An 11,706-nucleotide genomic window follows, 5' to 3' on the forward strand; every position below is an offset into this window, starting at 1 on the left:
CGCATGACGTACCACCTGCCCGCGGGCAAGGCCGCCGACGGCCCCTACGCCGTCGACGTCACGCCGGAGAAGGCCGGCTGGGGCCACTCCAGCCTGCGCGTGCTTCAGCTGCCGCCGGGCGGCACGCACACCTTCGACACCGGTGAGAGCGAGTGGATCGTGCTGCCGCTCAGCGGCGCCTGCACGGTCGCCGTCGCCGACGACTTCGGCCACGACACCTTCGAACTCACCGGCCGCGCGAGCGTGTTCGGCGCGGTCAGCGACTTCGCCTACGCGCCGCGCGACGCCCGTACGACGGTGTCGTCGGCCGGCGGCGGGCGGTTCGCGCTCACCGGGGCGCGCTGCACCCGCAGGCTGCCCGCCCGCTACGGACCGGCCTCCGCCGTCCCCGTGGAGCTGCGCGGCACCGGCAGCTCCTCGCGCCAGGTCAACAACTTCGGGGCAGCCGCCCGCGCCGGAGGCTCTGATGGACAGGGTTTCGAGTGCGACAAGCTCATCGCCGTCGAGGTGATCACCCCGGGCGGCAACTGGTCGTCCTTCCCACCGCACAAGCACGACGAGCACCGCCCCGGCGAGGAGTCCGTCCTGGAGGAGATCTACTACTTCGAGTTCGCCGCCCACGACGGCGTCCCGGGCCTCGGCTACCAGCGCGTGTCGCCCTCGGGCCACGGACGCAACACCGACGTCCTGGCCGAAGTGCGCGACGGGGACGTGGTGTTGATCCCCGACGGCTGGCACGGGCCCTCCATGGCCGTGCCCGGCCACCACATGTACTACCTCAACGTCATGGCGGGCCCCGAGCCCGAGCGCGCCTGGCTGATCTGCGACCACCCCGATCACGCCTGGGTCCGCGACAGTTGGCCCGACCAACCGGTCGACGCCCGCCTCCCCCTTTACACGGCCCCGGAGAAGTCCTGATGAGCACCCCCACCCGCCGCCTGACCGTCGCCCAGGCCCTGGTGCGCTTCCTGTCCGCGCAGTACACCGAGCGCGACGGCGTACGCCACCGGCTGATCGCGGGCACCTGGGGCATCTTCGGCCACGGCAACGTCGCCGGCCTCGGCCAGGCCCTGCTGGAGGCGGGCGAGGACACCATGCCCTACCACCAGGGCCGCAACGAGCAGTCCATGGTGCACGCGGCCGTCGGCCACGCCCGCCAGCTCAACCGGCTCTCCGCGCAGGCGGTGACGACGTCCATCGGGCCCGGCGCCACCAACCTGGTCACCGGAGCCGCCCTGGCCACCATCAACCGGCTGCCGGTCCTGCTGCTGCCCGGTGACTACTTCGCCTCGCACGCCCCGGACCCGCTGCTGCAGCAGCTGGAGCACCCCACCGAGGCGGACGTGTCCGTCAACGACACCCTGCGCCCGGTGTCGCGCTACTTCGACCGGGTCACGCGTCCCGAAGCCCTGATCCCGTCGGCGCTGAACGCGATGCGGGTGCTCGCGGACCCGGCGGAGACCGGCGCGGTCACCCTCGCCCTCCCCCAGGACGTCCAGGCCGAGGCCCACGACTGGCCGGAGGAGTTCTTCGCCGAGCGCGTGTGGCACGTAAGGCGCCCCGCGCCCGACCCCTACGAGCTGGCGGAGGCGGCGGCGGCGATCCGGGCCGCCGAGCGTCCGCTGATCGTCGCGGGCGGCGGCGTCCACCACAGCCAGGCCGAGGAGGCGCTCAAGGCGCTGGTGGAGGCCACCGGCATCCCGGTCGCCTCGACGCAGGCAGGCAAGGGCTCGCTGCGCCACGACCACCCGGCCGACCTCGGCGGCATCGGGCACACCGGCACGGCGGTCAGCGACGACATCGCGCGCACGGCCGACCTGGTGATCGGCGTCGGCACCCGCTACACGGACTTCACGACCGCTTCCGGCACGCTCTTCAAGAACCCGGACGTGCGGTTCGTCAACCTCAACATCACGGCGTTCGACGCGCACAAGCTGTCCGCGCGGACACTGGTGTGCGACGCGCGCGCCGGGCTCACAGCGTTGACCGAGGCGCTCGCGGAGCACCGTGTGAACGCGGTTCACGAGGCGGCGTACCGTGAAGGCAAGGAACGCTGGGAACAGGTCGTCGACGCCGCTTACACGGCCGCCGACGAGAACGCCGTCCCCACCCAGATCCAGGTCCTCGGCGCCCTGGACGCGGTGGTCGGCGACGAGGACGTGGTGATCAACGCGGCCGGCTCGCTCCCCGGCGACCTGCACAAGCTCTGGCGGGCCCGCAGCCCCCGCCAGTACCACCTGGAGTACGGATACTCCTGCATGGGCTACGAGATCCCGGCGGGCATCGGCGTCCAGCAGGCCGCGCCGGGCACCCCTGTCTGGTCCCTGGTCGGCGACGGCACCTATCTGATGATGCCGACCGAGATCGTCACCGCCGTCCAGGAGGGCCTGCCGGTCAACCTCGTCCTCATCCAGAACCACGGCTACGCCTCCATCGGCGGCCTGTCCGAGACGGTCGGCGGCGAGCGCTTCGGCACGGCCTACCGCTACCGGGCCGCCGACGGCACCTTCTCCGGCGCCCCGCTCCCCGTCGACCTGGCCGCCAACGCGGGCAGCCTCGGCATGGACGTCCTGCGGGCCAAGACGGTCCGCGAACTGCGCGAGGCGCTCGCCGCGGCCCGCGCCTCCGACCGCCCGACCTGTGTCTACGTCGAGACCGACACCGCCGGCCCGGCCGCTCCCCCGGCCGAGGCCTGGTGGGACGTCCCGGTCGCCGAGACCGCCACCCGCGAGGCCGCCGTACGGGCCCGCGCGGAGTACGACCGCCAGGTCGCCGACCGCCGCCACCACCTCTGAACCCCCTGTCCCCGAAAGGCCCTCGCACCATGAAGACCATCACTCACTGGATCGGCGGCAAGCCCGTCGAGTCCGCCTCCGGCCGCCACGGCGCCGTGTTCAACCCGGCGACCGGCGCGCAGGAGAAGCAGGTCGGGTTCGCCACCGTCGACGAGGTGGACGCCGCCGTGGCCGCCGCGAAGGCCGCCTTCGAGACCTGGGGCACCTCCTCGCTGGCCAGGCGCACGGCGGTCCTGTTCAAGTACCGCGAGCTGCTGGACGCCCACCGCGACGAGATCGCCGAGCTGATCACCGCCGAGCACGGCAAGGTGCACTCCGACGCGCTCGGCGAGGTCGCGCGCGGCATGGAGATCGTGGAGCTGGCCTGCGGGATCAGCGTGCAGCTCAAGGGCGAGCTGTCGACGCAGGTCTCCACCCGTGTCGACGTCGCCTCGATCCGTCAGCCGCTGGGTGTGGTCGCGGGCATCACGCCGTTCAACTTCCCGGCCATGGTGCCGATGTGGATGTTCCCGCTCGCCATCGCGTGCGGGAACACCTTCGTGCTCAAGCCGAGTGAGAAGGACCCGTCGGCCTCCTTCCGGCTGGCCGAACTGGCCGCCGAAGCGGGCCTGCCGGACGGGGTGCTCAACATCGTGCAGGGCGACAAGGTGGCCGTGGACCGCCTGTTGGAGCACCCGGACGTCGAGGCGGTGTCCTTCGTCGGCTCGACGCCGATCGCGAAGTACATCCAGCTGAAGGCGGTCGAGCACGGCAAGCGCGTGCAGGCCCTGGGCGGCGCCAAGAACCACATGCTCGTGCTCCCGGACGCCGACCTGGACTTCGCCGCCGACCAGGCGATCAACGCGGCCTACGGCTCGGCGGGCGAGCGCTGCATGGCGGTGTCGGTCGTGGTCGCCGTCGGCGACACGGGCGACGAACTGGTCGCCAAGATCGCCGAGCGGGCCAAGAACCTGAGGATCGGCCCCGGCGACGACCCCTCCTCCGAGATGGGCCCGCTCATCACGCGCGAGCACCGCGACAGGGTGGCGTCGTACGTGACGGGCGCCGCCGAGCAGGGCGCCGAGGTCGTGGTCGACGGCACCGGATACACGGTCGAGGGCCACGAGGACGGCTTCTTCCTCGGTGTCTCGCTGCTCGACAGGGTGCCGCTGACGGCGGACGCGTACCGGGACGAGATCTTCGGCCCCGTCCTGGCGGTGGTACGGGCGGAGTCGTACGACGAGGCCATAAAGCTGATCAACGACTCCCGCTGGGGCAACGGCACCGCGATCTTCACCCGGGACGGCGGCGCCGCCCGCCGCTTCCAGCTGGAGGTCAAGGCGGGCATGGTCGGCGTGAACGTGCCGATCCCCGTGCCCGTCGGCCACCACTCCTTCGGCGGCTGGAAGGACTCCCTCTTCGGCGACCTGCACATCTACGGAAACGACGGCATCGCCTTCTACACCCAGGGCAAGGTGATCACCACGCGCTGGCCCGACCCGGCCGACGCGGGCATCAACCTCGGTTTCCCCAGCCACTCCTGACAGTTCGTCAACTCCTCTCGGAGGGAGGTACGTCCATGGCGAGGACCCGTGGCGCGACCCGTGCCGCGAACGCCCCCGCGCTCGACTCCCTGGACTTCGCCCTGGACCGGGGCAGTCCGGTGCCGCTGTACTACCAGCTCGCCCAGCAACTGGAGGCGGCCATCGAGCACGGGGTCCTCGCCCCGGGGAACCTCCTGGGCAACGAGATCGACCTCTCGACCCGTCTGGGCCTGTCCAGACCAACGGTCCGCCAGGCCATCCAGTCCCTGGTCGACAAGGGCCTGCTGGTGCGCCGCCGAGGCGTGGGCACCCAGGTCGTCCACAGCCAGGTCAAGCGTCCGCTGGAGCTCTCCAGCCTCTACGACGACCTGGAGGCGGCCGGCCAGGGCCCGACCACCCAGGTGGTGCGCAACGAGCGCCGGCCCGCCGCACCGGAGGTGGCGGCCGCGCTCGGCGTCGCCGAGGGCAGCGAGGTGATCGTCCTGGAGCGGCTGCGCCTCACCCACGGCCAGCCGGTGGCACTGCTGTGCAACTACCTGCCGGCGACGCTGCTCGACCTCGACTCCGAACGCCTGGAGGCGACGGGCCTGTACCGCATGATGCGCACCGCCGGCATCACCCTGCACAGCGCCCGCCAGACCATCGGCGCCCGCTCCGCCACGGCCGACGAGGCCTCCCGCCTCGACGAACAGGAGGGGGCCGCCGTACTGACCATGCAGCGCACTGCGTACGACGACACAGGACGGCCGGTGGAGTACGGGAGCCACATCTACCGGGCGTCGCGCTACGCCTTCGACTTCCAGCTGTTGGTCAGGCCCTGAACCGACCCGTTCCCTCCCCGATCGCCCTTGACTCGGGGGTGACAGGAGGCGCACAGTCGTGTATACGTCGTAAACATACGTCGTCACCTCAGCAGCCGGTGAGGCACCGTGGACGAGAACCGGCAGACACGGGCACGCCCGGGGGTCGAGTACCCCTGGGCTCCGTCCACCGTCCTCGTGACCGGCGGCGCCGGCTTCGTCGGCAGCCACGCCTGCGTCGAACTCCTCGACCACGGCTACGAGGTGATCGTGGTCGACGACTACACCAACAGCACCCCGCAGGTCTTCGCCCGGGTGGAGCAGATCGCCGGCCGGTTCGTGGGCGCCTTCTACGAGTTGGACATCCGCGACCGGCGCGCCCTGTCGGCGGTGTTCGACCGGCACGCGGTGGACGCCGTCATGCACTTCGCCGCACGCAAGTCCGCGAGCGAGTCGCTGGTCTCACCGGTCGAGTACTACGACACCAACGTGGGCGGTACCACGTCCCTGCTGCGGACCATGCACGAGCACGGGGTGCACCGGATGGTGTTCTCCTCCTCGTGCTCGGTCTACGGCGACGCCGGCCCCGATCCGCTCGACGAGACCACCCCGCCCCGTCCCGTCACCCCGTACGCCGCCTCGAAATGGTTGTGCGAACAGATCCTGGCCGACGTCTGTGACCGCCGTCCCGAGTACACGGTCCTGTGCCTGCGCTACGCCAACCCGGCGGGCGCGCACCCGAGCGGGCTGCTCGGCGAGGACCCGCCGGGTGTCCCCGGCAACCTGATGCCGTACGTGACCCAGGTCGCCGTCGGCCGATGGGCCCGGCTGCCCGTCTTCGGCGGGGACTACCCCACCCCCGACGGCACCGGGGTCCGCGACTACATCCATGTCATGGACCTCGTCGAGGGGCACCGCACGGCGCTGGACCACCTCGTCGACGCACCGGGCATGCACGTGTACAACCTCGGCCTGGGGCAGGGCAGTTCGGTGCTCGACGTGCTCACCACCTTCGCCGGGTCGACCGGCGTCCAGGTGCCGTACGAGATCGCCGCGCGCCGTCCCGGCGACATCGCCACGCTGGTCCCGGACACGAGCGCGGTCACCCGGGCCTGGGGGTGGCGGCCGACCCGCGGACTGGCCGACATGTGCCGGGACGCGCTGCGGTTCCAGAAGCTGAACCGGCACGGTCATTCCGACCCGGCGCACGATCAGCGCCCGCCGCACCGACCGTGAGCGCCGTCTCGATCAGGGCGATGTGACTGAAGGCCTTGGGCGCGTTGCCCAGCTGGCGCCCCGCGACCGGATCCCACTGTTCCGAGAGCAGACCGACGTCGTTGCGGACGGCGAGGACCCGCTCGAAGGCCTCCCGGGCCTGTTCGACCCGTCCGGTGACGGCGAGGGCGTCGGCGTACCACAGCGAGCAGGACACGAACGCCGCCTCCGGGCCGCGGACGCCGTCCACGGACTGCGTGCCGCCGCCGGCGGACGCGTACCGCCGCAGGAAGTCCCCGTGCCGCAGACGCTCCATCGCCCGGACGGTGGCGCGCATCCGCTCGTCCCGGCAGGACAGGAAGCCGAGCCGGGGCATCAGCAGGGCCGAGGCGTCCAGGGTGGATGAGCCGTAGGACTGGACGAAGGACCTCTGCACGGGGTCCCACCCCTCCTGGCAGACCTGGCGGCGCACCCGGTCGCGAAGGGCCCGCCACTCCCCCGAGGACCCGTTGCGCCCGAGCATCCGCCCCATGCGCAGGGCCCGGTCGGCGGCCACCCAGACCATGACCTTGGAGTGGACGAACTGCCGTCGTTCACCGCGCACCTGCCACACACCCTGGTCCGGTTCGCGCCAGTGCCGCTGCAGGTAGCCCATCATCGCCTCCACCAGGTCCCACACATGGGCCGGCATCGGGATGCCGGCCCTCAGCGACGTGCAGAAGGCGTCGAGCACCTCACCGTAGACGTCCAACTGGAAGCAGTGTGCCGCCGAGTTGCCGAGACGAACGGGCTGCGAGCCCTCGTAGCCCGGCAGCCATGGGGCCTCGGTCTCCGGCAGCAGCCGCTGTCCGCCCACGCCGTACACGGCCTGCAGGTCCGCGGGGTCGCCGGCGACCGCCCGCACCAGCCAGTCGACCCAGGCGGCGGCCTCCTCGCGGTAGCCGCTGTGCAGCAGACAGTGCAGGGCGCGGGTGGAGTCGCGCAGCCAGCAGTAGCGGTAGTCCCAGTTGCGTTCGCCTCCGACGTGGCCCGGCAGGGAGGTGGTGGGGGCGGCGACGATGGCACCCGTGGGAGCGAAGGTCAGGGCCTTCACCGTGATCAGCGATCGCATCACGGCGTCCCGCCACGGCCCCTCGTAACTGCTCCGGGCAGCCCATCGGCGCCAGAAGTCGCGGGTCTCCTTCAGGAGCGTCTCGGCGGGCACGGCGAGCGGCGCGGGCGGCTCCGGCAGGTGCGAGGGCGCCCACGCCAGGGTCAGCGCCAACCGCCGTCCGGCCTGCACCGTGAACTCGCACACCGAGGCGTCCCCGGCTCCGCCCGCCCCCACGGGCCCGTCGACGCCCAGCCATACGGCGTCCGGACCGGCGACCGCCACCGCACACCGGTCGACAGCCCGGATCCAGGGCACGACGCGGCCCTGGTGAAAGCGCAGTCGCAGCTCGCTGCGCATGCGTACGGCACCCGACAGCCCCTCCACCAGCCGCACGAGGCTCGGCAGTCCGGCCCGGGGCGGCATGAAGTCGGTGACCCGCACGGTCCCGGTCGGCGTCTCCCAGACCGACTCCAGAACCAGCGTGTCGGGCCGGTAGGCGCGCCGCGTACAGGGGCCGCCGCCGAGGGGCGCGACGCTCCAGCGGCCGTTGTCCGGGCCGCCCAGCAGCGAGGCCAGACAGGCGGGCGAGTCGAACCGCGGCAGACACAGCCAGTCGACCGAGCCGTCCCGGCCGACCAAGGCAGCGGTCTCCATGTCACTGAGGAGGGCGTAGTCCTCGATGGGCGCGCTCATGGGAGGCGGACTCCTCTCATGGAGAGAATGAGAGGTTTACGATGTATACGTACATCATCACCTTTTAGGTGATTCCGGTCAACTGCCCGGGTTGACGCCAGCGCCAAAGCGTCCGAAAGTGTATATATACGTCGTAAACGTACGACGCCGGACCTCAGGTTCGGCCGCTCACACCGGGAAGTGGGAACGCCTCGTGCGGTGCCTGGTTCAGCCTCTTCAGCACTCGGAGCAGTTCCGGGTGGTCGGCCAGCCGACCCCCCTTGTACTGCCAGGAGAAGGTGAGCTGACCCTCCCAGTCGGAGCGCTGCCACTGCGCGATCATGCCGGTCAGCTCCGCGGCCGTCGGCCAGCGCCACTGCGCGAAGGAGAAGGCCTGGAGCATGCCCATGTAGCGGGTGACCCCCGCCGCACGCAGACGGGAGAGCGCGTACGGGATCCGCGACCAGTCACACGGCTTGCCCACCAGACAGGGGTAGACGTCGACGCTCATCACGTCCGCCGCACCCCGGAAGGCGGCGAACTGGTTCGGGTCGTCGACGTTCACGACGGTGAAGCGGCGGGTGTCCGGGTCGAGAGAGCGTACGAGCGCCGAGCGGGCGCGGACCTCGACGGCGGCTCGGGGGCAGTTGAGGTTCGTGTTGGGTTCGTCCGCCACGAAGTAGCCGGCGATCCGCGAGGAGCGCGCCAGACCGTAGCGCGCGAAGCGCTCTTTGACCTGGGCGTCGGTCCAGTGCCAGCGGCAGCGGACCTTGTCGTACCCGCCGAGCCACACCAGCGCGCGCTGGTCGGTGGTGATCTTCGCGACCCGTTCGGGCGTGACGTCGACCAGCGAGTAGCCGTAGCGCACCGTGACCGGATCCGCCGTGTTCAGCGCCACGGAGCGGAACTCGGCGCCCCGCTCGCCCCGCCCTGTCTGGCAGGAGAGCGTCAGCGCCACCAGGAGAACGGCCACCAGAGTGGCGCGACACCCGCGCCACCACCGTCCGCGCCGAGTGTCGGGCCCGCCCATCGGTGCCCCTCCCCCGCCCACTGGGCGATAAGGACTTATCCGGCAATTCAGACAACAGATTGTGATCCTACTGAGGACGCACGATGGAATTCAACGAGACTCTGCGCCGCACCGCCGGTGGTCACTGGCGGGTGCTCGTCCTGTTCATCGTCCTGCCGATACTCGTCGTAGGAGCCCTCGAGTTCGGCAACGCACGCACCTACGTCTCACGGGCGCGCATCCAGGCTTCGGCCACGCTGCCCCAGACGGACGTCCAGGCCAACGCCATGCTCAGCCGGGTGAAGGCCGTCGCCACCAGTGGTTCGGTCATCAAGCCGGCCCTGAAGCAGGCGAAGGTCACCGACCGCACCCAGGGCCGGGTGGCCCGCGAGATCCGGATCTCCCGGCTGGGCGGCAGCTCCGTGTTCAACATCGAGGTGACCGACCGCGATCCGCGAACGGCGGAGAAGCTCGCCGGCGCGGTGTCGGAGCAACTGGTGCACTTCTTCAACGGCACCGGAAACCTCCTGGTCACCCAGCTGACCGACCGTGAGAACACGCTCCAGGAGCAGCGCACACGCATCGCCGCCCAGCTCCCGCAGGCCACCAGCCCGGCCCAGTCCGGGCAACTCACGGCCAAGCTCGGCGCCCTGGACCAGCAGATCCTCGACGTCCAGGGGTCCCTGCGCGCGGCGCAGGCCGCGGGCCTCGGGGACCGCACGGCCTCCCTGCTGTCCTCGGCCAGTGACGCGGTGCGGCTGCCCGCACTCACCGCCACCGGGCTGGTGCTCGCCGGTGCCATCGGCCTGGTGGCCGGCCTGCTGGCGGTGTCGCTGCTGGAGGTGGTGCGACCGCACGTGCCCGGGCAGAGCGCGTTCGCCCGGGAGTTCGACGCGCCGGTGCTGGGCCGCCTGCCGAGGCCCGCCCGCGGTGGCCGCGATGCCCCGGAGACCGATGCCGAGTCCGTCGTGGCGCTGCGCCGGGCCGCCGCCCGGGCGGGCGCGGGCACGGTCGTGCTGACCGGGCCGGGCGGCGAGGAGCGTCTCGCCCTCCTCGCCCGAGCACTCCAGACACGGCTCACGAGCGTCCGCGGCCCGGACGAGACCGGGCCGGCGGCTTCCGGCGCCGACGCCGGCGAGCCGTACCCCACGGGCCCGAAGACGGGGGACAATCATGGCCGCGAACTCCCTGAGTGGCTGCGGACGAGCCCGGGGCACACCGCCACGGCCCTGGCGGACGGCCGGGTCGCCGAGCAGAGCCGCGTGACCCACAACGCCACCCGCTCGCTCAGCGTTCGCGCCCTGCACGAGGTGGACGACGCCACCGACCCCGCCCCGCACGTCCTGGTCCCCGTGGAGCCGGATCTTCCCTCGCACGCCGAGCTGAGCCGGGTACGCAACCTGGTGGCCACGACCGGCTGGCCGGTCATCGGCGTCCTCGGCGATCCCGTACGGCCGCGCGGTGCCGACACGGAGCGGACGGAGCGGACGTGATGCGCGCCCTGCTCCTCCAGGCCGGAGAGCGCCTCCTGGTCGACTGCGACTCGGCCTCCCTCGCGCGGCTGCTGACCGAGGGCGGTGACCGGGCCTGGCGGTCCCCCGAGGGAGCGCGAGCCGATGTGCACGTCGTGGTGGAGTCGCGGCACGCTCCCTTCGACGTGCGCGGCTGGGCCGTGCTCACCCGGGGAGGGCATGCCAAGGACGGCGCGGTCGTGCTGGCCAACGCCTGCGGCAGCGGCTTCGACCTGCGGGTGGCGGTCACCGACGGCCGGTTGGAGGTGACGGCGCGGTGGCGGCCGCCGGTCCGCGAGCGGGCGGCCGCGCGGCTGCTGCGGTCCCGCTTCCATCTGCTGGCCAGGGCCGTGCTGCTGCAGTACCCGGCGCTGTGGTGGGCGGGCTGCCGTGGCCGGACACCCCTGCACGCGTCCCCGGTCGCCCTCGGCTCCTCCGCGTCGCCGGAGGCCCCACCCGGCGCCGTCGGCTCGGTGCCGCTGCTGGCCGGGCCGGGCGGTGCGGGCCGCTCCACGCTGCTGCTGGGCGCGGTCGCGGCGGGCGGTCGCACGGTCTCCGACAACCTCTGCGTCACCGACGGCGGAGACTGCTTCGGGCTGGTCGAACCGGTACGCGTCGAGGGGGACGGCGGCCGCCGCATGGCCTACGGACGCACCGAACGTCCGCTGCCCGGACGAGTGGAGAGCCTGCGCCCCGACCGGCTCGTCCTGCTGCGCCGTACGCCCTCGGGCCGCCCCGCCGTACGGCCGCTGCACCCCGCTCAGGCGGCCCGCGCACTGGTCGCCGCCACTTATCTGGCCGGGGAACTGCGCCGCTACTGGCCCTTCGCGGCCGCCCTCGCACTGGGCACCGGCCTGGGCCCCGCCCATCCACCGGTCGCGGAGGTCGCCGACCGGATCGCCCGGCGCCTCCCGGCCCACGAGCTCGTCCTGGGCGACTCGCCCGAGGAAGGCCTCGCCGCGCTGTACGCCCTCGCGACCGGCACGACCGGCATGACCGAGAGCGCCACGGCGCCCGAGACCGCCGAGACGCGCGACACCGCCGAGACGCCCGAGACCGCCGAGGCGCCGTCATGAACGGGAGGCACC

General features: G+C 72.3%; 8 protein-coding genes and 1 pseudogene. 7 read left to right on the forward strand and 2 right to left on the reverse strand.

Going from position 1 to position 11,706, the window contains the following annotated elements:
- Window positions 1–3: 3 nt before the first annotated feature.
- The 5 genes and pseudogenes from iolB to galE form a co-directional block, all read left to right on the forward strand.
- Window positions 4–918 (forward strand): 5-deoxy-glucuronate isomerase, encoded by a 915-nt coding sequence (gene iolB, locus ACQF4J_RS09165; protein WP_427165437.1) that lies wholly within the window; start codon window positions 4–6, stop codon window positions 916–918.
- On the forward strand, window positions 918–2,795 hold the full coding sequence (gene iolD, locus ACQF4J_RS09170; protein WP_427165438.1) for a 3D-(3,5/4)-trihydroxycyclohexane-1,2-dione acylhydrolase (decyclizing): 1,878 nt from the start codon (window positions 918–920) through the stop codon (window positions 2,793–2,795). The genes iolB and iolD overlap by 1 nt, the downstream gene beginning before the upstream one ends.
- Before the next feature lie 29 nt (window positions 2,796–2,824).
- A complete protein-coding gene (locus ACQF4J_RS09175; RefSeq protein WP_427165439.1) occupies window positions 2,825–4,318 on the forward strand; it encodes a CoA-acylating methylmalonate-semialdehyde dehydrogenase in 1,494 nt (497 codons plus the stop codon).
- 35 nt (window positions 4,319–4,353) lie between these two features.
- Window positions 4,354–5,139, forward strand: coding sequence for a GntR family transcriptional regulator (locus ACQF4J_RS09180; RefSeq protein WP_351576702.1), 786 nt, complete (start codon window positions 4,354–4,356; stop codon window positions 5,137–5,139).
- A 108-nt stretch (window positions 5,140–5,247) separates the two neighbouring features.
- Window positions 5,248–6,324, forward strand: a pseudogene (galE, locus tag ACQF4J_RS09185) (UDP-glucose 4-epimerase GalE); the annotation flags it as partial.
- Here the strand turns inward: galE and ACQF4J_RS09190 are convergent.
- Window positions 6,221–8,119 carry a glycoside hydrolase family 15 protein gene (locus ACQF4J_RS09190; RefSeq protein ID WP_427165440.1) on the reverse strand — a complete coding sequence of 633 codons (1,899 nt, stop codon included), beginning with the start codon at window positions 8,117–8,119 and terminating at the stop codon, window positions 6,221–6,223. The pseudogene galE and the gene ACQF4J_RS09190 sit on opposite strands and share 104 nt — an antisense overlap.
- 154 nt (window positions 8,120–8,273) lie before the next feature.
- Window positions 8,274–9,071 carry a hypothetical protein gene (locus ACQF4J_RS09195; protein WP_427165441.1) on the reverse strand — a complete coding sequence of 266 codons (798 nt, stop codon included), beginning with the start codon at window positions 9,069–9,071 and terminating at the stop codon, window positions 8,274–8,276.
- 140 nt (window positions 9,072–9,211) lie between these two features.
- On the opposite strand from ACQF4J_RS09195, the gene ACQF4J_RS09200 reads away from it, so the two are divergent.
- The gene (locus tag ACQF4J_RS09200; RefSeq protein ID WP_427165442.1) at window positions 9,212–10,600 is read left to right on the forward strand and encodes a hypothetical protein; all 1,389 of its coding nucleotides are present in this window, start codon (window positions 9,212–9,214) and stop codon (window positions 10,598–10,600) included.
- Window positions 10,600–11,694: a hypothetical protein gene (locus ACQF4J_RS09205; RefSeq protein WP_427165443.1), complete on the forward strand. Its 1,095-nt coding sequence runs from the start codon at window positions 10,600–10,602 to the stop codon at window positions 11,692–11,694. The genes ACQF4J_RS09200 and ACQF4J_RS09205 overlap by 1 nt, the downstream gene beginning before the upstream one ends.
- Window positions 11,695–11,706 lie beyond the last annotated feature (12 nt).

It is taken from the genome of Streptomyces sp. C1-1 (genome assembly GCF_050214755.1).
In the GTDB taxonomy this organism is placed as follows: Bacteria; Actinomycetota; Actinomycetes; order Streptomycetales; family Streptomycetaceae; genus Streptomyces.

Coding starts and splice junctions, on each gene's coding strand:
- iolB (WP_427165437.1), top strand. CDS start 4: ATGACGTACCACCTGCCCGCGGGCAAGGCCGCCGACGGCCCCTACGCC.
- ACQF4J_RS09200 (WP_427165442.1), top strand. CDS start 9,212: ATGGAATTCAACGAGACTCTGCGCCGCACCGCCGGTGGTCACTGGCGG.
- ACQF4J_RS09175 (WP_427165439.1), top strand. CDS start 2,825: ATGAAGACCATCACTCACTGGATCGGCGGCAAGCCCGTCGAGTCCGCC.
- iolD (WP_427165438.1), top strand. CDS start 918: ATGAGCACCCCCACCCGCCGCCTGACCGTCGCCCAGGCCCTGGTGCGC.
- ACQF4J_RS09180 (WP_351576702.1), top strand. CDS start 4,354: ATGGCGAGGACCCGTGGCGCGACCCGTGCCGCGAACGCCCCCGCGCTC.
- ACQF4J_RS09205 (WP_427165443.1), top strand. CDS start 10,600: ATGCGCGCCCTGCTCCTCCAGGCCGGAGAGCGCCTCCTGGTCGACTGC.
- ACQF4J_RS09190 (WP_427165440.1), bottom strand. CDS start 8,119: ATGAGCGCGCCCATCGAGGACTACGCCCTCCTCAGTGACATGGAGACC.